Below are 21,514 nucleotides of genomic sequence, written 5' to 3'. Positions count from 1 at the left end.
CCCCGCCGCACCGGAGGCCTGCCCCGGAAGAATCCAGCCCTTCCCAAGAAATTCCCAAGCCCCTCTCCAAGCTTGGCCGGCCCCGCCTGCGTAGCTTCCGCCGTGTCCTGAGCGGCCACGCCGCGGCGCACCGCCGCAGCCCCCCGACCAGGCCACGCAGCAGCGACCACCGTGCAACCCCGCGCGCGGCCGGACCAAGCCCCGCCCCGCGCCCCAGGCGTCCAGGAGACCAGGCCATGAACATGCGGACCGCCGCCCCGAAGCGCACCCCCGTCCCCCTCAACGGCGTGGACACCCCCGCCCTGTTCGCCACGATCGGCGTCGTCGCCGGCCAGCCGGAGCTCGCCAAGTTCCAGTTCCGCGCCCAGGGCAAATGGATGGGCGGCACGCACACCCAGACCACGATGTCCGGCTTCGCCGGCGCCGGCGGCGAGCACAGCCACAAGATGGCCTTCACCGCGGACGGCGACCATCCGGCCGTGCTCTGCGGCGCCGACAACGGCCCGACGCCGGTCGAGTGGCTCCTGCACGCCCTCGCCACCTGCCTCACCGCCGGCATCGGCAACATCGCCGCGGCGCGCGGCGTGAAGCTGGACGAGGTGACCTGCACCCTCGAGGGCGACATCGACCTCCAGGGCATCCTCGGCCTCTCGGACAAGGTCCGGAACGGCTACCAGGGGATCCGGGCGAAGTTCGACATCAAGGGCGACGCCCCTCCCGAGACGCTCGCCGCGATCGTCCGGCAGTCCCAGGCCCGCTCCGCGGTCTTCGACGTCCTCACCAACGGCGTCCCCGTCTCCATCGCGGTGAACGCCGGCTGAAGGCCGGCGGACGCGAGCCGCCGGCCGGCGGACGCAACCCGCTCCAGGAACGTGACATCATGAAGCGCGTCACCGCGGTCGTCATCGGCGCGGGCCAGGCCGGGCTCGCCATGAGCCACTGCCTCGCCCGTCGCGGCATCGACCATGTCGTGCTCGAGCGCGGCCGTGTCGGGGAGCGCTGGCGCAGCGAGCGGTGGGACTCGCTCCGCCTCCTCACCCCGAACTGGATGAGCCGCCTGCCCGGCGGCTGGTCCTACCAGGGCCCTGACCCCGACGGCTTCATGACGATGCCGGAGGTGGTCGCCTACCTCGAATCCTACGCCCGCTCTTCCGCCGCGCCGGTCGAGGAGGAGACCACGGTGCTCGCCGTGCGGCGCGCGCCCGGCGGCGACTACCAGGTCGAGACGGACCGCGGCACCTGGCGGTCGCGCGCGGTGGTGATCGCCACCGGGTATTGCGACGTGCCGCTGGTGCCGGCGATGGCGCGGAAACTTCCGCCCTCGATCCATCAGCTCACGCCGACGCAGTACCGCAACCCCTCGGCCCTGCCGGAGGGCGGCGTGCTGGTGGTCGGCGCCTCCGCCTCGGGCGCGCAGATCGCCGACGAGCTGCGGCGCGCGGGACGGAGCGTCGCGCTCTCGGTCGGTCGGCACACCCGGCTGCCGCGGCGCTACCGCGGCCGCGACATCCTCTGGTGGATGGACCGCATCGGCGTGCTCGACGAGCGCTGCGGCCAGGTGAGGGACATCGCGCGCGCCCGCGCGCAGCCCTCGATGCAGCTGGTCGGCGATCCGCAGGGTCGCAGCCTCGACCTCGCCGCGCTCCACGCGCAGGGCGTGCGCGTCCTCGGCCGCAGCGTCGGCATCGAGGGCACCGTGCTGCGCCTGCAGGACGACCTGGCGGAGAGCGTCGGCGCCGCGCAGCGCACGCTCGAGCGCCTCGCCGCTCGGATCGACCCGCTGGCCGACGCCCTGGGCGCGCCGCCCGAGCCGGAGGCGCTGCGGCCGATCGAGTTGCCGCCCTCCCCCGCCGCGCTCGACCTCGTGGCCGAGGGCATCGGCACCGTGCTGTGGGCGACCGGCTTCACGCGCGACTACCGCTGGCTGAAGCCGCTGCCCGGCGCGCTCGACCCCGAGACCGGCGAGATCGTCCACGAGGGCGGCGTGACGCCGCTGCCGGGCCTCTACGCGCTCGGCCTCCGGTTCCTGCGGCGCCGCAAGTCGAGCTTCCTCGATGGCGCCGGCCCCGATGCCGAGGAGCTGGCCCAGCACCTGCTCCGCCACCTGTCCACCCCCGGCCGCGCGGCGGCCTAGCGAAAGGAATGCCCGAGATGCGCAGCAGGAGCAGCGCGACGTACGACGCCCTGGTGATCGGCGCGCGCTGCGCCGGCGCCGCCACGGCGATGCTGATGGCGCGGCGCGGGATGCGCGTGCTGGCGGTGGACCGCGGCGCCTACGGCAGCGACACCCTGTCCACCCACGCGCTGATGCGCGGCGGCGTGCTGCAGCTCCACCGCTGGGGCCTGCTGCCGCGCCTCGCCGCGCTGGGCACGCCCGCCGTGCGCAACACCATCTTCCACTACGGCGAGGAGGTGGTGGACATCGACATCCGCCCGAGCGACGGCGTGGACGCGCTCTACGCGCCGCGCCGCACCGTGCTGGACGCCCTGCTCGTGGACGCGGCCTGGAGCGCCGGCGCGGAGGTCCGCCACGGACACTCGCTGATCGAGCTGGTCCGCCGCCCCGACGGACGCATCGCCGGCGCGGTGCTGGCCGACCCGGAGGGGCGGAGGGTCGAGATCGCGGCCGACCTCGTCGTCGGCGCCGACGGCATCGCCTCGACCGTCGCCCGGCAGGTCGAGGCGCCGGTGACGCGCGAGGCGCGGCACACGACGGCGGTGATCTACGGCTACTGGTCGGGCCTCGGCTGGCGCACCGCCTACAACTGGCTGTTCCGGCCAGGGTCGAGCGCCGGGGCGATCGCGACCAACGACGGCGCGCACTGCGTCTTCGCCGCCATACCGCCGGCGCGCTTCCGCGATTCGCTGCGCCAGGACATGGCCGCCGGGTTCCGCGAGGTCGTGGCTGAGGTCTCGCCGGCGCTCGCCGAGGCCGTGGCCGGAGCGCGCCTGGAGGGCCGGCTCTGGGCCTTCGCCGGGCGGCGGGGCTTCCTGCGGCGGCCCTACGGTTCCGGCTGGGCCCTCGTCGGCGACGCCGCCTACTTCAAGGATCCGCTGACCGCGCACGGCATCACCGACGCCTTCCGCGACGCCGAGCTGCTCGCCGCCGCCGCGGCGGAGGGGACGGAGGAGGCGTTCGCAGCCTACGAGCGGACGCGCAACGCCCTCTCGATGCCGCTGTTCGAGGCGACGGAGGCGATCGCGTCCTTCGAGTGGGACATCGAGGCGGTGAAGCGGCACCATCTGGCGCTCAACAAGGCGATGCGGCCGGAGGTCGAGCACCTGGTCGCGCTCGGCCCGGCCCCGCGGGCCGCCGCGTCGCCGCTCACCGGGGAGATCGCCGCATGACGACCACCTCCAATATCCCCGCCGGTCCCTGGGCCGCGACCATCCGCGGCAAGCCGGTCCCCGGCGCCGTCGCCGAGCGGACGCGGCGCACGAGCATGCAGGACGTCGAGATGTTCGCGGCGATGACGGGCGACCGGAACCCGCTCCACTTCGACGCCGACCTCGCCGCCGCCACGCCATTCGGCGGGCTGATCGTGCAGGGCGGCGTCACCTCCGGCCTGCTGAACGCCGTCGTCGCCGAGGACCTGCCCGGCCCCGGCACGGTGTTCCTCGGCGTCGAGTGGCGCTTCGTGAAGGCGGTGCGCGTCGGCGAGGAGATCACCGCGCGCGTCGAGGTGACCTCGGTGCGCGACGACAAGCCGATCTGCACGCTCGAGACCAGCGTGCGCGACGCAAGCGGCGCGCCCTGCCTCACGGGCAAGGCGACGACCTACACGGTGCCGCTCCGCCGGGCGGATCTCCAGGACATCTCCAGGGAATCGCCACCCCGGCCGAAAGACCCCGGGGCGCGCACCGGATAGGGTTTGCCCACGCCGCCGAGAGGGCGGCGCCGAGCACAAAGGAGACGGACGATGAGCACGAGCAAGACCGGCACCGCCACGCAGATCGGCCCCCAGCGCTGGGCCGGCCCCGAATGGACCCGTCACGTCGCCGGCAAGGCGCTGGCCGACCGCGCCGCGCCGCGCCCGCTGGGCCTCGCGGCGGCGATGGTGCCCGAGCTGACCCAGACGGGGTGGTGGAAGCGCGCCGTCGCCGAGACGCCCTTCGTCGCCTGAGGCCGGCCTGCGGCGGGCGGCGCGCTACCGCCCGCGCATCGGCGCCGCTGCCGCCGCGGCACCGGCACCAGAATCGGCGGCCGCCCGAGGCCGGATGCGCGGGACCCCCGCCGCGGCCGGCACCCCGGCCGCCGCGGGCGACGGCCGGGACGGCGCTTCCTCCGGGAGGCCGGCCCGCCTCAGCCCCTCGACGAAGCGCTCCACCAGCGTTTCGTTCGCGCAGAAGAAGAACTCGCCGCGCGCATAGGCGCAGCTGTAGCCCGGCTTGCGGCAAAGCAGTTCGTCCAGCACCGGCGCGGCCTCCTTGGGCCGTCCGAGCTGGCCGAGCGTGGCCGCCAGCGTCGCGAAGGCGCGGTAGCTCGCATTCGGCACACGGACGGCGCGCCGCGCGAAGGCCAGCGCCGCGTCGTATTCGCCGAGCGCGTAGTGCGCCATCGCCCGCAGGTCGTGGAAGGTCGAGAGGTGCGGGTCGCACGGGCTCAGCTCCGTCGCGCGCTCGATCAGCGCAATTCCCTCGTCCTCGCGCTCGCACCAGATCATGGCGTGGCCGAGGGCGAAGTAGCCTTGCGCGAAGCTCGGATTGAGCTGGATCGCCAGCTCCAGCGCCGCGATCCCCTCCTCGTAGTTGCGCCGCATCACATGGACGCGGCCCAGCACGCACTGGTTCATGCAGTCGCGCTCGTCGAGCGCGACCGCCTGGCGGGCGTGCCGCATCGCCTGCTCGAGCAGGGCCGGCCGCTCCTCCGGCTCGCGCAGCACGGCGCTCTGCAGCAGCACGTAGGAAAGCCCGCCATGCGCCCGCGCGAAGTCCGGGTCGAGCTCGATCGCGCGGCGGAACATCGCCTCGCCCTCCGCCAGGCCGGGCGTGGTGAAGCCCCAGAGATGCCAGAGGCCGCGCTGATAGCAGTCCCAGGCGTCGAGGTTGCCGGGTGGCTTGCGCGCCGCCGTCTCGCGCTCGACGCGCCCGAGCTCGGGCTCGATCACCGCCGCGATCTGCTGCGCCATCGCGCTCTGGATGTCGAAGATGTCGGCGAGCCGCAGGTCGTAGCGCTCGGACCAGAGCTGCCGCGCGGTCGCGGCGCAGATCAGGTCGGCGGCGATCCGCACCCGCTCGCCGCGCTTCCAGACGCTGGCCTGCACCAGGTAGCGCACGCCGAGCGTGGCGCCGATCTCGCGCGCGCCCACCTCCCGGCCGCGGAACTGCGCGGCGGAGTGGCGGCTCAGGACGTCTAGCCAGGGGTTGCGCGCGAGCAGGCGGATGATGTCCTCGGTCAGCCCGTAGGCGAAATACTCGGTGTCCGGGTCCTGGCCGAGATTGGCCACCGGCAGGACGACGACCGAAGGCCTGCGGGAGGCCGCGCTGCCGCCTTCCGCGGGCGCGGACCGGGCTTCGGCGCCCTCTGCCGCCACGGCCGACTCCGCCGGCGAGGGCACGGCCGCCGGGGGCGCCACCACGGGGGCGCCGCCGCCGTCCGGCTCCGCCAGCTCTCGCGCCTCGCCGACGAAGCGGAAGCCGCGCCGATGGATGGTGCGGATCAGCTCCTGCCGGTCGCCGTCGTCGCCGACCGCCTTGCGCGCGGCGTTGATCCGGCTGCTCAGCGCCGCCTCGGAGACGATGCGTCCGTTCCAGATCGTCTCGAACAGCTCGTCCTTGCTGACAACCCGGTCCCGGTTGCGCACCAGGTGCACGAGCAGGTCGAACACCTGCGGCTCGACGTGCACGAGCCCGCCGTCCGCGCGGCGCAGTTCCTGCCGGCGCAGGTCCATCTCGTGGCCGGCGAAGACCAGTCGCATCAGCGCCTCCCACGGATCGGGGCCGTCCCGACCCCCTTCTGCACGCTGCGCTTCCGCATGCTGCGCCCGATGCCGGCCAGGACACTGGGCCGGCGCCGTGGCGCGCTTATCCACCCCCTGCCCCCCGTCCTGCAAGGGCAGGCTGAGAGGCGAGCGATCCGCACGATTCCTAGGCCGCACGGACCCCTACCAAGCGGGCGCGGCCGCCCTCCCCGCGCGCTTCGCCGTCGCCGCGGACCGCGCCGCGCCCTCAGCCGGGGCGAGGCGCCCGGGCGGCGCGCCGATTCCACCGGCATGGCCCTCCGCCGGCAAGGAATGGCGCGACCGACCGGCCTTGGCCCCGGCCCTACCCGCCAGGGCTGCCCGCCGGCACCGTCCCGACCGCCGCCCCTTTCGGCGCCGCCGCGAACCGCGCCCGTCCGTCGGCGTTCGTCCCGCCTCACCCCGCCACCGGCTGCCGGCGGGCCCGCGGAAGGCGGAGCCGATCCGGAGAGAGATCCGGAGAGAAGGGAGCGACGCCATGGCCGCCACCGGGCTCGAGGCCTTCGACCGGACCCTGCAGACCACCCACATCTGGCTCGACGAGATCATGGCGGAGCTCGGGCCTGACCGTCAGGCCGCCTAACGCGCGCTCCCGGCGGAGCTGCGAACGCTCCGCGACCGTCTCCCGATCGAGCTTGCCGCCCATCTCAGCGCGCAGCTTCCGCTGCTGGTGCGCGGCGCCTACTACGACCAGTGGCGCCCGGCGGTGCAGCCGGCGCGCTTGCGGGACCTTGACAGGTTCCTCGCGCGGGTGAACGAGAAGCTCGCCGGCGTGCGACCGTTGGACGCGCGCGACGCCACGCACGCTGTGCTGCGGGTGCTCTGCCGCCACCTCGACCGCGGGCAGGTGCTCAAGGTGCTCGACGCCCTGCCGCAGCCGATCCGGGCGTTCTGGCCGCTCGGGGCCGTGCCAGCGGGCACCGGTGCGCGGGGCGCCAAGATGTCGGCGGCCGAGGCTCGCGAGACCGAAGCGTCGCGGGGAAAGGCGGGCGCCTGAACCGCCGACCGCTGCCCGGCAGGGCTGCCAACGGCAGAAGAGGCAGACGATGAGGCGCGCGGTGCGACTCGCGCATCCCGACGATACGATCCGCGACGCCGCCCGCACCGCGACCTCGCCATCCGCGCCATCGCCCGGGGGCAAGGACCCCGACGCGCGAGTGCACGAAGTGATGACCCCCGAAGTGGAGTATCGCTTCGAGGACGAGGACCTCGCGCATGTCGCGCGCAACATGGGCGAGATCCGGGTGCACCGCCTGCCCGCGGTGATGCGCGACAAGCGCCTGGCCGGCATCGTCTCGCCCGGCGACATCGCCATGGCCGCGGGGGCTCGGCCCGCCGGCGAGGCCCTGACCGGGATCTCCCGCCCGGGGCCAGCACGCCCGGACGGGCGGGGCCCGGCCCGCGACCGGCCGCGCCTGAGCGGCAAGGGCGCCGGCCCGCGGAGCGCCCGCCTTGCCCCGGCGGCGGGGGCTCAGCCGATCGCGGGCGCCGCGGCCGCTTCCGCCCGCCTCGGCAGCCGCGCCAGCGCCTCCGGCCGCGGTCCGCCGGCCATCCAGTCGAGCAGCTCCACCGTGTGGACGACGGGCAGCGCGCCGCCGGAGAGCTGCGTCAGGCAGCCGATGTTGCCGGTGGCGATCAGGTCCGCCCGCGTGCGCTCCAGGTGGCCGAGCTTGCGCGCGCGCAGCGTCGCCGCGATCGCCGGCTGCAGCAGGTTGTAGGTCCCGGCCGAGCCGCAGCAGAGATGCGCCTCCGCCGGCTCCTTCACCGCGAAGCCGGCGCGCTTCAGCAGGTCCTTCGGCAGCGCCGTGATCCGCTGCCCGTGCTGGAGGCTGCACGCAGCCTGGTAGGCGACGGTCAGGCCGGGCGGCTCGCGCGTCGGGGCGTAGCCGAAGCGCTCCAGCGCCTCGCTCACGTCCATCGCGATCGCCGCGACCTTCGCCGCGCGCTCGGCCCAGGGCGCGGGCTCCTCGCGGAACAGGAAGCCGTAGTCCTTCACCATGGTGCCGCAGCCGGAGGCGTTGACCACCACGGCGTCGAGTCCCTCCCCGCCCTCGATCTCCGCGCTCCAGGCCGCGATGTTGGCGCGGGCCAGGCGCATCGCCGGCGCGTGGCGGCCCATGTGGTGGTCGAGCGCGCCGCAGCAGCCCTGCCCGCGCGTCACCACGACCTCGACGCCCATGCGGGTGAGCAGGCGGATCGTCGCCTCGTTGATCGAGGGCGCCAGCACCTGCTGCGCGCAGCCGGCGAGCAGCGCCACGCGGCCGCGCCGCTCCCCCTGGGCGCGGTGCACCTGCGGGCGCTGCATCGGGCTCGGCGCCGGCACCGCGCCGGGGGCGAGGCGGAGCATCGCGCGCAGCCGCTCCGCCGTCACCGAGCCGCCGGGCAGCAGCGGCGCCAGCATCCGGCCGAGCCGTGCCGCGCGCAGCGCCGCCCGGAACCGCGCCGGATAGGGCAGCAGCAGGCCCAGCAGGCGCCGCAGCAGGCGTTCGGGCAGCGGGCGGCGAAAGGTCTCCTCGATGGTGCGGCGGGCGTGGTCCACCAGGTGCATGTAGTGCACACCGGAGGGGCAGGTGGTCATGCAGGAGAGGCAGGAGAGGCAGCGGTCTATGTGCCTCACCACCTCCGGCGTCGGCGGGCGGCCGCTCTCCAGCATGTCCTTGATGAGGTAGATGCGCCCGCGCGGCGAATCGAGCTCGTCGCCGAGCAGCACGAAGGTCGGGCAGGTCGCGGTGCAGAAGCCGCAATGCACGCAGGTGCGGAGGATCCGGTTGGATTCCCGCAGGTCCGGGTCGCGGAGCTGCTCGGGCGTGAAGCTGGTCTGCATCCGGTGAACCTCGCACGGGCGGCATGCGCCCTGCCCCACTAGTAGCCGCGCGGCGCGCGCGCGGCCAACCGCGCGGGAGCCGGCCGGGCGCGCGCCGCTCCGCCCCCCGCCAAGATTTCGCCCCGCCTGCCACGCCCCCGCCCCCGGCCGGCCCTTCCGATGCCCCTCCGGACCGATCTCCTGGCGCCGTCCGGAGGGGAGGACAGTCGGATGCTGCAGTCGGGCGAGGAGCGAACGGCGCCCTGCGGCGCGCCGCGCCGGGACCAGGCGGCACGGGTGCCGGGGGAGCGCCGCCGTCCCGGTCGCGGTGGCGCGACGCTCTGGCAGGAGATGGCGCGGCGCTGGACCGCGACCGGCGCCGGGGCGGCGCGCGCGGCTCAGTCGGCGGCGGCGCCGAGCTCCGGCTCGGCCTCTGCCTCGGCGGGCCGGGGCAGGAGCGACAGCCGGGCGTGGATCTGACCGTAGATCGAGGCCTCGAAGAAGCTGCGGTCGATCATGCCGCCGCCCGCCGCCTCGCGGCGCGGCAGGCGCGCCAGGAAGCGCTCGTAGACCTCCAGGTAGCGCCGGGCGTGGCGGGCGAAGCGCGGGTCCATCTCGAGCGTCCAGCCCTCGCGCGGCGCGGCGGGGAGCATGCGCAGGATGCGCAGCGCCAGCTCCTCCGGGCCGGGCAGCGGCACCTCCTCGAGCGTCGGCTCGTCGGGGTCGCCGCCCATGCGGCGCCAGCCGAAGGCGAGGCGGAACATGGCAGTGAGGAGCAGGGTCAGCTCGCGCACCGTGAGGTTCCATTCGGCGGCCAGGCGCAGGGCGCGCGTCTCCTGCGCGTGCTGGCCGATCGCCTCGATCTGGCGGCGGCCGACGCGCACGCCCTCCTGGACGATCTCGCCCTGGGCGCGCAGCACCTCGGTCTGGGCCCGGTATTCGCGGATGGCGACGCCGAGCTGCTGCTGCTGGAGCGTCAGCGCCTCGGCGCTGCGCGCCACGGCGTCGCGCAGCAGGCCGAGCTCGCGCCGCTGCAGCAGATGGGCGGCGGCGAGGAAGGCGAGCGCGGGCGGGGCGAAGAGGCCGGCAAGCAGGGCGCCCAGCTCCCCCGGCCCGGCGTCGAGCAGCGCCCGCGGATCGGGCAACAGGAACCAGAACCCCAGGGCCGCGAGGACCGGGAAGGCGGTGAAGACGAGCGTGAGGCCGACGAGGACGGTCCGCGCCATGACCTCTGAAACCCTGGGTGGAACTATATCAAACGATAGCACGCATCGGACGCCAGGGCAGCATATTCCGCAATCGGTAAACGTAACGAAAAGCCGGGGCGGCGATCACGCCCCGGCGCGCATCCGGCCCGGATTGAGCACGCCTTTCGGATCGAGGGCCGCCTTCACCCGCGCGGCGATGGCGGCGAGCGGCGGCGGCTCGGGCGGGAGGACCTCCACGGCCGCGCGCAGGGGTTCGGGGGCGCGGAACAGGGTCCAGGTGCCGCCGCCGGCGCGGGCCGCGGCCATGACGGCGGCGTGCGCCGCCTCGGTCGCCGGCCCGGCGACCCAGACGAGTCCGCCCCCCCAGTCGAGTAGCAGCCGCGCCGCGAAGGCCGCGCGCAACGCGTCGGCGACCGCCGGGCCGGCGGTCGGGGGGACGGAGACGCGCCAGACCGCCTCGGCGGCCGTGGCGCCGAGCAGGCCGGCTTCCCGCACCATGCGCCACAGCGCGCGGCTCGACTCGGCATCGAGCAGGCGCGGCGCGCCCAGGGGCGCGAGCAGGTCGCGCAGCCGGCCGAGCCGGTAGGCGACCGGCTCGGCGAAGTCCTCGATGCGCAGCACCGCCGTCGGCCCCTCCAGCCCGAACGCGGGGGCGCCCTGCGGCAGCAGCGCCGCGCCGGTCGGGCCGAAGGGGCTGCCGAGGCCGGCCGACAGGGCGCGGACGCCGGCGGCGAGGTCGGCGACGCGCAGCGCCAGGCTGCCCGTGGACTCCGGCGCCGGCAGCACCTTGAGCGTGATCTCGGTGAGCACGCCGAGCGTCCCGTAGCTGCCGGTCAGCAGCTTGCAGAGGTCGAGCCCGGTGACGTTCTTCAGCACCCGCCCGCCGGAGCGGATCACCTCGCCCGCGCCGTTGACGAAGCGCACGCCGAGCACGTGGTCGCGCATCGCCCCCCAGGCGATCCGGCGCGGGCCGGAGAGGTTGGCGGCGACGACGCCGCCGAGGGTCGCCGGCAGCTCGGCGCCGAACAGGGCGCGGGTGTCGGGCGGCTCGGCGATCAGGTGCTGGCCCTTCTCGGCGAGCGCCGCCTCGATCTCCGGCAGCGGCGTGCCGGCGCGGGCCGAGAGGACCAGCTCCTGCGGCCGGTAGAGCGTGATGCCGCGGAGGTTGCGGGTCGAGAGGGTGCGCGCCGCCTGGACCGGGCGCAGCAGGGCGCGCTTCGTGCCGTTGCCCTCGATCGCGAGGGGTTCGCCGGCGGCCGCTGCCGCGGCGACGGCGCGGGCGACCTCCTCCTCCGAGTCCGGCGCGAGCAGCGCGGCGCTCATGCCGCGCGGGCGGCGGGCGCGGGCGCGGCGCCCTCGCCCTCCAGCGGGAAGACCTTCGAGGGGTTCAGCAGCCAGTCCGGGTCGAAGGCGCCCTTGATCCGCCGCTGCTGGGCGAGCTCGTGCGGCAGGAACTGCACGCCCATCAGGTCGCGCTTCTCGACGCCGACGCCGTGCTCGCCGGTGAGGCAGCCGCCGACCTCGACGCAGAGCCTGAGGATGTCCGCGCCGAAGGCCTCGGCCTTGCGCGTGCTCTCGGGGTCGTTGGCGTCGAACAGGATCAGCGGGTGCAGGTTGCCGTCGCCGGCGTGGAAGACGTTGGCGACCTGGAGGCCGTAGGCGCGGCTCATCTCGCCGATGCGGCCGAGCACGCGCGGCAGCTCGGAGGTCGGGATGGTGCCGTCCATGCAGAGGTAGTCGGGCGAGATGCGGCCGACCGCGCCGAAGGCGCCCTTGCGGCCCTTCCAGATCGCCGCGCTCTCCTCGGCGGTCCGCGCGACCCGCAGCGAGATCGGGTCGAAGCGGCCGCAGATCGCCCGGATGCGGCCGAGCAGCATGTCCTGCTCGGCCTCGCTGCCCTCGACCTCGATGATCAGCATCGCCTCGGCGTCCAGCGGGTAGCCGGCGTGGGCGAAGGCCTCGCAGGCGTGGATGCAGGGGCGGTCCATGAACTCGAGCGCGACCGGGATGATGCCGCTGCCGATGATGGCGGCGACCGCGGCGCCGGCGACCTCGATCGAGCGGAAGGCGGCGAGCATCGCCCGCGCCCCCTCCGGGCTGGGCAGGATGCGCACCGTGACCTCGGTGACGATGCCGAGCTGGCCCTCGCTGCCGGTGATCAGGCCGAGCCAGTCGTAGCCCGCGGCGTCGAGGTGGCGGCCGCCGATCTCCACCACCTCGCCCTCGACGGTGACGAATTTCACCCCGAGCAGGTTGTTCGCCGTCACCCCGTACTTCAGGCAGTGCGCGCCGCCCGAGTTCATCATCACGTTGCCGCCGATCATGCAGGCGAGCTGCGAGGACGGGTCGGGGGCGTAGAAGAAGCCCCGCTCCGCGACCGCGGCGGTGATGCCGAGGTTGGTCACCCCCGCCTCCACCACGGCGAGGCGGTTGTCGTAGTCCACCTCGAGGATGCGGTTCATCCGCATCAGGCCGATCACCACCGCGTCCGCGAGCGGCAGCGCGCCGCCGGAGAGCGAGGTGCCGGCCCCGCGCGGCACGACGCGGATGCCGTTCGCATGGCAGTAGCGCATCACGGCGGCGACCTGTCCGGTGCTGGTGGGAAGCACCACCGCGAGCGGCGGCTGCCGGTAGGCCGTGAGGCCGTCGGTCTCGTAGGGCTTGAGCTCGACCGGGGCGCTGATGACGCCCTCGCCGGGAACGATCGCGCGCAGCGCGGCGACGATCGCCTCGCGGCGGGCGAGGACCTCGGGCTTCGGCGGCGGCAGGGCGATCACGGCGACGATCCTCCGGCTTCGCCCGGAAGATGCGCATCGCGCCGCGGCCGGGCAAGCGTGGCCTGGCGGGCGGGGCGTCGCGCCCCGGCATCGGCCGGCGCAGCCTCGGCCCTCCGCTGCGGCGGCCGGCGGGCGCGGCGACGACCGGGAACCATGCGCCCCCTCCTCCCCGCCGCGGCGTCCAGGGCCAGGGCGCGGACGGGCGGCCCCATCAGGGCACGGCGACCGGCATCGGGCTGCCGATCGCCGAAGGGCCCCTGCTGGTCGTGGGCCACCTGATCGGGCCGGAGATCGCCGTCGTCGCCCATGCGGTCCTGCCCGGCCGGCGCCTGCGCGGCACCGGGACGCAAAGCGGCGGCGATGTCGGGTCCGAGACGCTGGCGCCCCCATCCGCCGCGCCCCGGAAGCAGAGGGGGAGGATCGAGCCCCCTCGCGGGGGGCCGATGGCCGGGGCATGCCGCCCCGGCGGCGCCTCAGCCCTGGCGGGCCTTCAGCCGGGGCTTCAGCTTGTTGATGACGTACACCCGCCCCTTGCGGCGCACGAGCTTGCAATTCTTGTCCCGCGTCTTGGCGGTCTTCAGGCTGTTGACGATCTTCATCTCGGGCCACCTCGCAAGGCTGCGGCTTCTAGGGTCGGCGGCAGTCCGGGTCAAGCCGAGCGGTCGGAACCCGGGCACGACCGGGCGGGAGGAACCCGTCGGCCGCATCGGGACGATCCTCGATGCTCCCCCCGAAAGCGCCATGCCGAGGAGGACATCCCGGGTGACCGCTTCCCCCGCCGCCCGCGGCCCGACGACCTTCCCTGCCCTACTCCGCCGCGGCGCGCCCGGCCGCGGCCTCCTCCGCCGCGAGCCGCAGCACGCCCTCGCGCGTCTGCGGCAGCTTGCGGCCGAGGATCAGCTCCGCGACCTGGTTGCGCAGCACCTGCGCGGTGCCGCCGGCGATGGCGAACATGCGCGCGTCGCGGACGTAGCGCTCCATCGGGTTGTCGCGCGAATAGCCGGCCGCGCCCCAGACCTGGAGCGCGGCGTTGGTCACCCGGATCGCCATCTCGGAGGCGAGGACCTTCGCCTGCGCGGCCGCCAGCCGGTCGGGGAAGCCGGCCGGCCCGGCGCTGCGCGCGGCGCGCCAGACCATCGCCCGCGCCGCCTCGATCTCGATCGCCATGTCGGCGAGCATCCAGGAGAGGCCCTGGAACTCCGCGATCGGCCGGCCGAACTGGCGGCGCCGCCTGGCGTAGCCGAGCGCATGCTCGTAGGCCCCGGCGGCGAGGCCGAGCGCCACCGTCGCCGCGCCGACGCGCTGGCCGTTGTAGGCGTCCATCAGCCGCCCGAAGCCGCGCGGGAAGCCGCCGGGCGGGCGCAGCACCATCGCGTCGGGCACCGCGACGCCGCGCAGCGCGATCTCCGCCTCCGGCATGCCGCGCAGGCCCATCGAGGGGATGCGGCGCACGCTCATGCCGGGCGGCGGGGCGTCGCCCTCGCGCACCACGAGGAAGCCGCCGATGCCCTTCTCCTCGCCGTCCTCGACGGCGCGGGCGAAGACCAGGTGCAGGCGGGAGACGCCGCCGCCGGTGATCCAGGTCTTGTCGCCGTCGAGCACCCAGGTGTCGCCGCGGCGCACCGCGCGGGTGCGCATCTCGGTCGCGGCGGAGCCGGCCTCGGGCTCGGTGATGAGGATCGCCGGCTTGTCGCCGGCGAGCACGAGATCGGCGGCGAGGCGCTTCTGCTCCGGCGTGCCGTAGGCCATCACCGCGCCGATCGCGCCCATGTTCGCCTCGACGACGATGCGGCCGCAGACGGCGCAGGCCCTGGAGAACTCCTCGATCGCCAGCACCGCGTCGAAGTAGGAGAGGCCGGCCCCGCCCCATTCGCGCGGGATGGTCATGCCGAGGAAGCCGGCCTCGGCCATGCGGCGGACCATCGGCCAGGGATACTGCTCGGCGCGGTCGGTCTCGGCGGCCTGCGCCGCGGCCTCGCGCGCCAGCTCGCGGGCGCGGTCGCGCAGATGGCGTTGCGCCGCGCTCAGGCCCTCCGCATCGGTCGTCTCGGCAGCGGCCATGTCGCGTCCTCCTCCGGCGGCCCCGTCGTTGCTACTCGGCGGCGATCGCCTCCGCAATGGCCGGCGCCAGGCCGCGGAACTCGGCCGCGCGGGGGCTGCGGGCGCGCCAGGCGAGGCCCAGGGTGCGCCCGACCTCGCGGTCCAGCGGCCGCACCGCGACGGCGGCGCCGGCGAGGACGCCGCCGCGGATCGCGAGGCGCGGCACCAGGGTCACCCCGAGCCCGCTCGCGACCATCTGCACGAGGGTGTAGAGCGAGGTCGCGGCGAAGGCCTCGCCGGCGGCCGCGCCCGGCAGGCCGCAGGCGTCGAGCGCGTGCTCGCGCAGGCAGTGGCCGTCCTCGAGCAGCAGCAGCCGTTCCGCGCCGAGCGCCGCGACCGGGACCCGCTCGCGCGCGGCCAGGCGGTGGTCCTCGGGCAGGGCGGCGAGGAAGGGGTCCATTCCGAGCGGTTCCGTCTCCGCCTCGCCGCAGGCGCAGGGGAGGGCGAGCAGCAGCAGGTCGAGGCGGCCGCCCTCCAGCGCCTCGACCAGGCGCTCGGTCAAATCCTCGCGCAGCCACAGCTTCAGGCGCGGGAAGCGGTCGCGCAGCCGCGGCATCAGCCGCGGCAGGAGGAAGGGCCCGATGGTCGGGATGATGCCGAGGCGCAGCGGCCCGCTGAGCGGCTCGCGCGCCGCGGCGGCGGTCTCCACCACCGCCTCCAGGGCGCCGAGCGCGGTGCGGGCGCGCGCCACGATCTCCAGGCCGAGCGGGGTGAACACCGGGCGCTTGGCGCCGGTGCGCTCGAGCAGCGCGGCGTCGAGCTGCTCCTCGAGGGCGATGATGCCGGCCGAGAGGGTGGACTGCGTGACCGCGCAGGCCGAGGCGGCGCGGCCGAAATGCCCGTGCTCGGCGAGCGCGACGAGGTAGCGGAGCTGGCGTGGTGACGGCAGCGTAGTCATCGGTCCGCTCGATGGAAATTTGCAGTATTATTCATTGGCACGGCAGAGCGCCGATGGCCACCCTTGCCCCGCCGCGGCCGGTCGGGCGGCCCCCGGCGAACCAACGGCCGCTCCGACGCGCCGCGGCTTCGCGAGGGAGGGAAGCCATGTTCCTGAGGATCGACCGGCTGCAGGTTGAGATGCCGATGCCGACCCAGCCGGACCCGAGCGCCGCCGCCGCGGTGCAGGAGCTGATGGGCGGGCGCTTCGGCGAGATGACGACGCTCAACACCTACATGTACCAGAGCTTCAACTTCCGCCAGCGCGACAAGCTGCGGCCGTTCTACGCGCTGATCGCCAACATCGCGACCGAGGAGCTCGGCCACATCGAGCTGGTCGGCGCGACGGTGAACGCCCTGCTCCACGGCGTCGCGCCGAAGGGCGACACCGGCAAGGGCGAGGCGCCCTTCGCCGACCCGTTCAAGACCGCCGCCGGCGCCGGCCCGAACTTCCACATCAACGGCCCGCACGGGATCATGGCGGCGAACGCGCTCGGCCAGCCATGGCGGGGCGACTACATATTCAACTCGGGCAACCTGATCCTCGACCTGCTGCACAACTTCTTCCTGGAGAACGGCGCGCGCACGGTGAAGCTCCGCGTCTACCAGATGACGGACAATCCGGCGGCGCGGCGCATGCTCGGCTACCTGTTCACGCGCGGCGGCGTGCACGCGGAGGCCTATGCCCGGGCGCTGGAGAAGCTCACCGGGGTGGACATGAAGAAGATGCTGCCGATCCCGAACATCCGGGCGGAGGAGATCCCGGAGAGCCGGAAGTTCCTGGAGGAGGGCTCGCACCGCCGCCTCTACCGCTTCAGCACCACCGACTACGACGAGATCCGCGGCATCTGGCAGGGCCAGGCGCTCGACGGCTCCGGCCCGCTGGAGGTGACGGACGGACCGCCGCAGGGCGGCCCGCAGTACCAGCTCGAGGGCGTCGCCCAGGCCTTCATTCCGGACTACCACCCGGAGGAGATCCTGGAGATCGCGCAGAAGCTCTACCAGAAGGCCAGCGGCTGACCGCGCTGCCGCCGCCCGGCCCCCGCAGGGCCGGGCGGCCATGATTGAAATATCCGATCATCGCGAACGAAACTATTCATTTGCTCGCTCTTTTGCGGCGCAGCATATGCGTCGCAGGGCGCCACGACCGGCGTCCCCTTCCCGAAACCAGAGCGAGCGAACGCATGCTGACCGTCGGCGACACGTTCCCTGCCTTCAGGCTAACCGCCGTGAAGGGCGGCAAGGAGGGCCTCGGCGGCCCCGGCAGGTCCTTCACCGAGATCACCGGCGAGTCCGACCCGGGCAAGTGGAAGATCGTCTTCTTCTGGCCGAAGGACTTCACCTTCGTCTGCCCGACCGAGATCGCGGCCTTCGGCAGGCTGGCCGGCGAGTTCGCGGACCGCGACGCGGTGGTCTACGGCGTCAGCACCGACAGCGAGTTCGTGCACCTGAACTGGCGCCTGCACAACGACGACATCCGCGACCTGCCGATCCCGATGCTCGCCGACGTAAAGCGCGAGCTGTCGGAGGCGCTCGGCATCCTCGACCGCGCCGAGGGCGTGCCGCTGCGCGCGACCTTCATCGTGGACCCGCAGGGGACGATCCAGTGGGTTTCGGTCTACGGGCTGAACGTCGGGCGCAACCCGCAGGAGGTGCTGCGCGTGCTCGACGCGCTGCAGACCGACGAGCTCTGCCCGTGCAACTGGGAGAAGGGCAAGGCGACGCTGGACCCGGAGGCGCTGTTCGAGCAGGCGGCGTAGCCGCCGGCCGGCGATCCGGCCGCCGCGCCGGCCTGGCCCCCGCCCGCTGCGCGGGCGGGGTCCGAGGCCGGGGGCTGCCGGGCCATCCCTGCGTCCCTCCCGAACCCCGAAGGAAGCCTCCGTCATGTCGCTCGAAGCGCTGCGCAACCGGCTGCCCGAATACGCCAAGGACCTCAAGCTGAACCTCGGCAGCCTGGCCGCGGAGCCGTCGCTGACGCCGCAGCAGCTCGCCGGGACCTTCGTCGCCTCGGCGCTCGCGGCGCGCAACGCCGAGGTCACCGCGGCCGTCGTCGCCGAGTTCGCCCCGCGCCTCTCGCCGGAGGCGCTGAACGCCGCCAAGGCCGCGGCGGCGATCATGGGCATGAACAACGTCTATTACCGCTTCACCCACCTCGTCGGCGGCGACTACCGCACCATGCCGGCGAAGCTGCGCATGAACGTCATGGCGAAGCCCGGCGTGGAGAAGGCGGATTTCGAGCTCTGGTCGCTCGCCGTCTCCGCCATCAACGGCTGCGGCATGTGCATGGAAGCCCACGACAGGGTGGTGCGCGAGGCCGGCCTCTCGAAGGAGCAGGTGCAGGCCGCCGTGCGCATCGCCGCGACGGTGCATGCCGTGGCCACCGCGCTCGACGGCGAGGCGGCGCTCGGCGGCCTCGCCCCGGACGCCCCCGGCATCGCCCGGGCGGCGTGACAGCGGATCGCGGACGGCTGGAACCGGCGGGGGCGTGATCCGCCCCGGGGACGGCGCGCCGGGCCCGGCGCGCCACGCGCGCAGCGGGCCGCGCGGCGGGGGGCGGGCGCCACCCCCCCGCGCGAGGACGGCGCTCAGCCCGCGTAGCCGGCCTGGCGCGGCAGCCAGAGCGCGATGCCCGGGAAGGCGATCAGCAGCGCCGTGCCGATGGCCAGCATCACCATGTAGGGCAGGACGCTGCGGCTCGCCTCGCCGATCGAGGCGCCGCTGATCGCCTTGATCACCATCAGGTTCAACGCCACCGGGGGCGTGATCAGCGCCATCTCCAGGCTGAGCGTCAGCAGCACCCCGTACCATACCTTGTCGATGCCGAGCTCCGCCATCACCGGCAGGATCGCCGGCATGGTGAGGAGGATGATGGAGAAGCTCTCCAGCACCAGGCCGAGCAGGAACAGCAGCACCATCATCGCCACCAGGAACTCGACCGGCCCGAGACCGAGATCGGCGACCAGCGCCACCAGCTCCTGCGGCACGCGCAGCTTGGTCAGCATGTAGCCGTAGATCGCGGCGCCGGCGATGATCATCAGCAGCATCGCCGAGGTGCGCGTCGCCTCCTGCACGCCGTCGAGCAGGTCGCGCAGGCCGAGCGCCCGGTAGACCAGCGCCGCGACGAGAAGCGCCCAGAGCGTGCCCGTGCCCGCCGCCTCGGTGGCGGTGAAGACGCCGAAGTAGATGCCGCCGAGGACGAAGGCCGGCAGGCTCAGGCTCCAGCCGGCGCGGCGCAGCGCGACGGCGGCGCGCGCCGGCGGCGGGTCGCCGGGCGGCGCCTTGGCGTGGCCCTCGGTGAGGAAGACCCAGGCCGCGAACATCGCCGCCATCATCAGCCCCGGCACCACGCCGGCGAGGAACAGCGCGCCGACCGAGCTCTCCGTCACGTAGGCGTAGAGCACCATCGGCGCCGAGGGCGGGATCAGGATGCCGAGCGTGCCGCCCCCCGCCACCACGCCGAAGGCGCCGCGGCGCGACATGCCGTAGCGCAGCATCTGCGGGATGGCGATCTTGCCCACCGTCAGCGCGGTGGCGACCGAGGAGCCGCTGATCGCGGCGAAGACGGTGCTGGCCGCGACCGTGGCGATGCCGACGCCGCCGCGCACCCGCCGCAGCAGCGCGAAGGCGGCGGCGTAGAGGTCATCCACCACCCGCCCGCGCACCATGATATGCGCCATCAGGAGGAACAGCGGGATGGCGACCAGCAGGTAGCCGTCGAGCTTGCCGACCACCAGCTCGCCGAGCGCCGGCACGCCGCCCTCGGTCCACAGCAGCACCGCGAGCGGCAGCAGGAACAGCGCCGCGAACATCGGCAGGCCGAGATAGAGCAGCGCGATCAGCGCCGCGAGCAGCAGCAGGAAGGTCACGCCCGCGCTACTCCCCGCGCACCAGGGTGTCGCGCGGGATCGCCTCCCCGCGGCGCGGCAGGTGGGGCGGCTCGCGCCCGGTCAGCAGGGCGAGCGCCTGGACCAGCGCGACCAGCAACAGCACCGCCGCGCCGGTCGGCAGCAGGGCGTGGATCCACCACTGCGGCACGCCCTCGACGTCGGTCATCAGGCCGACGAGGCGCCCGAACGCCACCGCCTCGATGCCGGCGTCGAGCAGGACCGCCGCGACCACGGCCACCGCCAGCACGCCGAGCAGGCGCGTGCACCGCGCGAGGCGCGGGCCGGCGCGGTTGACGAGCACGTCCACCCCGATGTGTTCGAAGCGCCGCTGCGCCTCGGGCGCGCCAAGCAGGACCAGGGCCACCACCAGCCAGCCCGCCGTCTTGTCGATCCAGGGCTGCGGCATGCCGAACAGGTAGCGCGCCGCGACCGACCCGCAGATCAGCACCAGGCACAGCCCCGTCGCGACCGCGGCGAGGGCGGCCGCGAGCCGCGCCGCGAAGGCCGCGAGACGCTCCAGCGCCGCCGTCGCCGCCCTCACAGCGCCTGCATCAGCTCGAGCACGCGCCGCCCGTTCTCCGGCGCGAGGCGGAGGAACGCCTCCATCACCGGCGGCTGCATGCGGGCCTTCCACGCCTCGGCCTCCTCCGGCGTCTGCTCGTGGATGGTCATGCCCTTGGCGCGCAGCTCGCCGACCGCGGCGGCGGCGGTCTCCTCGGTGACGCCGATCTGGTCCTGCTCCGCCTGGCGCGCGGCGGCCTCGATCGCCTGGCGCTGCTCCGGCCGCAGGCCGTTCCACCAGCGCGGGTTGACGTAGACATGGCTGATGACGGCGAAGTAGGGCGCGACGGTGCCGTAGCGCTGGATCTCGTAGAAGCGGCGCGAGACGGCGGCGGAGACGTCGGTGAGGCCGGCGTCGAGCACGCCCGACTGCAGCGCCTGTGGCACCTCGGGCCCCGGCATGGCCGAGGGCGCGGCCCCCACCGCGGTCAGCGCATGGTCGGTCAGCGGGTTGAGGCCGCGGATCTTGAGGCCGCGGAAATCCTCGACCGAGACGATCGGCTTGCGGTTGGAGGTGAAGATGCTCATCCGCGTCGTGTAGAGCCACATCAGGTTGCGCACCTGGCGCCGCTCCAGCAGGCCCTCGAGGAACTTCGCCGCCTCCGAGCCGGCGATGAACCTGCGGATGCGCGGGAGGTCGGTGAAGAGGTAGGGGATGGTCGGGGCGTTCATCTCCGGGATGGTGGTGCCCCACTGGAAGTTCACCGCCGCCGCCGCCTCGAAGGCACCGCGCGCGACGCCAGGGAAGTTCTCGCCCGCCTTGGCGAGCTGCTCGGCGGGGAAGACCTGCACCTGCACGCTGCCGCCCGAGCGCCGCGCCACGTCCTCGGCGAAGGCGGCGATGACGCGGGCGTTGTGGTGCGCCGGCGGGAACTGGTGCGAGAGGCGCATGGTCGCCGGCGCGCCCTGCGCCCGCGCGGCGCGGAGCAGCGCCGGCGCGGCGAGGATGGCGGCGCCCGGCAGGGCGGCGAGGAGGAGGCCGCGGCGGCTCGGCATGGCGTCGTTCTCCCGGAGGGTTGCGGCGGCGATGCCGCACAGGGTCCGTTCCGGCGCAGGTTTGGGCGAGGCGGCTTCCGGGGTCAACGGCGGACGCGCCGGCCCGCACGCGCCGTGCCCGCCGTTCGCGCCGCCTCGTTTGCACCGCGCCGGGCGCATACTACCTTGATGGCCCGCGCCGTCGCGGCGCGCAACGAACCGAGGCAGGAGGAACGACCATGCGCGGCAAGGCCGCCGCTCCCTCACCGGCCGGTGACGGGCAGGCGCGCCGCCCCCCGCGGCCCGG

Annotated in this window: 19 protein-coding genes and 2 pseudogenes; 10 read left to right on the top strand and 11 right to left on the bottom strand. The window is 74.6% G+C overall.

Translation table 11 applies throughout. From position 1 onward, the window contains the following. Positions 1 to 236: 236 nt before the first annotated feature. Genes IEX99_RS07825 through IEX99_RS07805 form a run of 5 tightly spaced genes read left to right on the top strand, consistent with a single transcriptional unit; the run spans position 237 to position 4,124 of the window. Positions 237 to 821: an OsmC family protein gene (locus IEX99_RS07825; protein ID WP_188899474.1), complete on the top strand. Its 585-nt coding sequence runs from the start codon at positions 237 to 239 to the stop codon at positions 819 to 821. Positions 822 to 880: 59 nt separating this feature from the next. Further along, positions 881 to 2,134, top strand: coding sequence for an NAD(P)-binding domain-containing protein (locus tag IEX99_RS07820; protein ID WP_188899473.1), 1,254 nt, complete (start codon positions 881 to 883; stop codon positions 2,132 to 2,134). Positions 2,135 to 2,151: 17 nt separating this feature from the next. Then, positions 2,152 to 3,348: an NAD(P)/FAD-dependent oxidoreductase gene (locus IEX99_RS07815; protein WP_188899472.1), complete on the top strand. Its 1,197-nt coding sequence runs from the start codon at positions 2,152 to 2,154 to the stop codon at positions 3,346 to 3,348. Next, the gene (locus IEX99_RS07810) at positions 3,345 to 3,869 is read left to right on the top strand and encodes a MaoC family dehydratase (protein WP_188899471.1); all 525 of its coding nucleotides are present in this window, start codon (positions 3,345 to 3,347) and stop codon (positions 3,867 to 3,869) included. Before IEX99_RS07815 ends, IEX99_RS07810 begins: the two co-directional genes overlap by 4 nt. A gap of 51 nt (positions 3,870 to 3,920) precedes the next feature. Further along, positions 3,921 to 4,124, top strand: coding sequence for a hypothetical protein (locus tag IEX99_RS07805; protein WP_188899470.1), 204 nt, complete (start codon positions 3,921 to 3,923; stop codon positions 4,122 to 4,124). A gap of 24 nt (positions 4,125 to 4,148) precedes the next feature. Here IEX99_RS07805 and IEX99_RS07800 read toward each other — a convergent pair whose 3' ends face one another. Further along, positions 4,149 to 5,918 carry a winged helix-turn-helix domain-containing tetratricopeptide repeat protein gene (locus IEX99_RS07800; RefSeq protein ID WP_188899469.1) on the bottom strand — a complete coding sequence of 590 codons (1,770 nt, stop codon included), beginning with the start codon at positions 5,916 to 5,918 and terminating at the stop codon, positions 4,149 to 4,151. A gap of 637 nt (positions 5,919 to 6,555) precedes the next feature. Between IEX99_RS07800 and IEX99_RS07795 the strand changes: the two are divergent. Both IEX99_RS07795 and IEX99_RS22815 read left to right on the top strand, forming a co-directional pair. Continuing rightward, a pseudogene (locus tag IEX99_RS07795) lies at positions 6,556 to 6,957 on the top strand (DUF2267 domain-containing protein); the annotation flags it as partial. A gap of 49 nt (positions 6,958 to 7,006) precedes the next feature. Then, a pseudogene (locus tag IEX99_RS22815) lies at positions 7,007 to 7,267 on the top strand (CBS domain-containing protein); the annotation flags it as partial. 164 nt (positions 7,268 to 7,431) lie between these two features. Here IEX99_RS22815 and glcF read toward each other — a convergent pair. The 7 genes from glcF to IEX99_RS07755 all read right to left on the bottom strand — a co-directional run bounded on the left by glcF (position 7,432) and on the right by IEX99_RS07755 (position 15,746). Further along, positions 7,432 to 8,784: a glycolate oxidase subunit GlcF gene (gene glcF, locus IEX99_RS07785; RefSeq protein ID WP_188899468.1), complete on the bottom strand. Its 1,353-nt coding sequence runs from the start codon at positions 8,782 to 8,784 to the stop codon at positions 7,432 to 7,434. Between the two features lie 377 nt (positions 8,785 to 9,161). Further along, positions 9,162 to 9,989, bottom strand: coding sequence for a hypothetical protein (locus IEX99_RS07780; protein ID WP_188899467.1), 828 nt, complete (start codon positions 9,987 to 9,989; stop codon positions 9,162 to 9,164). Between the two features lie 105 nt (positions 9,990 to 10,094). Then, positions 10,095 to 11,294: a glycolate oxidase subunit GlcE gene (gene glcE, locus IEX99_RS07775; protein WP_188899466.1), complete on the bottom strand. Its 1,200-nt coding sequence runs from the start codon at positions 11,292 to 11,294 to the stop codon at positions 10,095 to 10,097. Beyond that, on the bottom strand, positions 11,291 to 12,748 hold the full coding sequence (locus IEX99_RS07770) for an FAD-linked oxidase C-terminal domain-containing protein (RefSeq protein WP_188899465.1): 1,458 nt from the start codon (positions 12,746 to 12,748) through the stop codon (positions 11,291 to 11,293). The genes glcE and IEX99_RS07770 overlap by 4 nt, the downstream gene beginning before the upstream one ends. 473 nt (positions 12,749 to 13,221) lie before the next feature. After that, on the bottom strand, positions 13,222 to 13,347 hold the full coding sequence (ykgO, locus tag IEX99_RS07765; protein WP_188899464.1) for a type B 50S ribosomal protein L36: 126 nt from the start codon (positions 13,345 to 13,347) through the stop codon (positions 13,222 to 13,224). A 208-nt stretch (positions 13,348 to 13,555) separates the two neighbouring features. Further along, positions 13,556 to 14,809, bottom strand: a complete 1,254-nt coding sequence (gene acdA, locus IEX99_RS07760) for a 3-sulfinopropanoyl-CoA desulfinase (protein ID WP_188899463.1) — start codon at positions 14,807 to 14,809, stop codon at positions 13,556 to 13,558. 31 nt (positions 14,810 to 14,840) lie between these two features. Beyond that, a complete protein-coding gene (locus IEX99_RS07755; RefSeq protein WP_188899462.1) occupies positions 14,841 to 15,746 on the bottom strand; it encodes a hydrogen peroxide-inducible genes activator in 906 nt (301 codons plus the stop codon). 146 nt (positions 15,747 to 15,892) lie between these two features. Here IEX99_RS07755 and IEX99_RS07750 point away from each other — a divergent pair, with 146 nt between their 5' ends. The 3 genes from IEX99_RS07750 to IEX99_RS07740 all read left to right on the top strand — a co-directional run bounded on the left by IEX99_RS07750 (position 15,893) and on the right by IEX99_RS07740 (position 18,235). Then, a complete protein-coding gene (locus IEX99_RS07750) occupies positions 15,893 to 16,804 on the top strand; it encodes a manganese catalase family protein (protein WP_188899461.1) in 912 nt (303 codons plus the stop codon). 164 nt (positions 16,805 to 16,968) lie between these two features. After that, positions 16,969 to 17,544, top strand: coding sequence for a peroxiredoxin (locus tag IEX99_RS07745; RefSeq protein ID WP_188899460.1), 576 nt, complete (start codon positions 16,969 to 16,971; stop codon positions 17,542 to 17,544). Between the two features lie 124 nt (positions 17,545 to 17,668). Beyond that, on the top strand, positions 17,669 to 18,235 hold the full coding sequence (locus IEX99_RS07740; RefSeq protein WP_188899459.1) for a carboxymuconolactone decarboxylase family protein: 567 nt from the start codon (positions 17,669 to 17,671) through the stop codon (positions 18,233 to 18,235). 134 nt (positions 18,236 to 18,369) lie between these two features. Here IEX99_RS07740 and IEX99_RS07735 read toward each other — a convergent pair whose 3' ends face one another. From IEX99_RS07735 to dctP, 3 genes are read right to left on the bottom strand one after another with little or no spacing between them, the layout of a single operon-like run. Then, positions 18,370 to 19,650, bottom strand: coding sequence for a TRAP transporter large permease (locus tag IEX99_RS07735; protein WP_188899458.1), 1,281 nt, complete (start codon positions 19,648 to 19,650; stop codon positions 18,370 to 18,372). A 7-nt stretch (positions 19,651 to 19,657) separates the two neighbouring features. Next, positions 19,658 to 20,212 carry a TRAP transporter small permease gene (locus IEX99_RS07730; RefSeq protein WP_188899457.1) on the bottom strand — a complete coding sequence of 185 codons (555 nt, stop codon included), beginning with the start codon at positions 20,210 to 20,212 and terminating at the stop codon, positions 19,658 to 19,660. Beyond that, positions 20,209 to 21,228 carry a TRAP transporter substrate-binding protein DctP gene (gene dctP / locus IEX99_RS07725; protein WP_188899456.1) on the bottom strand — a complete coding sequence of 340 codons (1,020 nt, stop codon included), beginning with the start codon at positions 21,226 to 21,228 and terminating at the stop codon, positions 20,209 to 20,211. Before dctP ends, IEX99_RS07730 begins: the two co-directional genes overlap by 4 nt. Positions 21,229 to 21,514 lie beyond the last annotated feature (286 nt).

The sequence above is a fragment of the Caldovatus sediminis genome (genome assembly GCF_014644455.1).
In the GTDB taxonomy this organism is placed as follows: Bacteria; Pseudomonadota; Alphaproteobacteria; order Acetobacterales; family Acetobacteraceae; genus Caldovatus; species Caldovatus sediminis.
The sequence above is the reverse complement of the archived record's forward strand: the minus strand, read 5'-3'. Positions and strand labels throughout refer to the sequence as shown.

Bases quoted from the DNA above. Each gene is read 5' to 3' on its own strand.
- IEX99_RS07825 (WP_188899474.1), top strand. From the start codon at position 237: ATGAACATGCGGACCGCCGCCCCGAAGCGCACCCCCGTCCCCCTCAAC.
- IEX99_RS07805 (WP_188899470.1), top strand. From the start codon at position 3,921: ATGAGCACGAGCAAGACCGGCACCGCCACGCAGATCGGCCCCCAGCGC.
- IEX99_RS07755 (WP_188899462.1), bottom strand. From the start codon at position 15,746: ATGACTACGCTGCCGTCACCACGCCAGCTCCGCTACCTCGTCGCGCTC.
- IEX99_RS07815 (WP_188899472.1), top strand. From the start codon at position 2,152: ATGCGCAGCAGGAGCAGCGCGACGTACGACGCCCTGGTGATCGGCGCG.
- ykgO (WP_188899464.1), bottom strand. From the start codon at position 13,347: ATGAAGATCGTCAACAGCCTGAAGACCGCCAAGACGCGGGACAAGAAT.
- glcE (WP_188899466.1), bottom strand. From the start codon at position 11,294: ATGAGCGCCGCGCTGCTCGCGCCGGACTCGGAGGAGGAGGTCGCCCGC.
- dctP (WP_188899456.1), bottom strand. From the start codon at position 21,228: ATGCCGAGCCGCCGCGGCCTCCTCCTCGCCGCCCTGCCGGGCGCCGCC.
- IEX99_RS07810 (WP_188899471.1), top strand. From the start codon at position 3,345: ATGACGACCACCTCCAATATCCCCGCCGGTCCCTGGGCCGCGACCATC.
- IEX99_RS07740 (WP_188899459.1), top strand. From the start codon at position 17,669: ATGTCGCTCGAAGCGCTGCGCAACCGGCTGCCCGAATACGCCAAGGAC.
- IEX99_RS07780 (WP_188899467.1), bottom strand. From the start codon at position 9,989: ATGGCGCGGACCGTCCTCGTCGGCCTCACGCTCGTCTTCACCGCCTTC.
- IEX99_RS07750 (WP_188899461.1), top strand. From the start codon at position 15,893: ATGTTCCTGAGGATCGACCGGCTGCAGGTTGAGATGCCGATGCCGACC.
- glcF (WP_188899468.1), bottom strand. From the start codon at position 8,784: ATGCAGACCAGCTTCACGCCCGAGCAGCTCCGCGACCCGGACCTGCGG.
- acdA (WP_188899463.1), bottom strand. From the start codon at position 14,809: ATGGCCGCTGCCGAGACGACCGATGCGGAGGGCCTGAGCGCGGCGCAA.
- IEX99_RS07745 (WP_188899460.1), top strand. From the start codon at position 16,969: ATGCTGACCGTCGGCGACACGTTCCCTGCCTTCAGGCTAACCGCCGTG.
- IEX99_RS07820 (WP_188899473.1), top strand. From the start codon at position 881: ATGAAGCGCGTCACCGCGGTCGTCATCGGCGCGGGCCAGGCCGGGCTC.
- IEX99_RS07800 (WP_188899469.1), bottom strand. From the start codon at position 5,918: ATGCGACTGGTCTTCGCCGGCCACGAGATGGACCTGCGCCGGCAGGAA.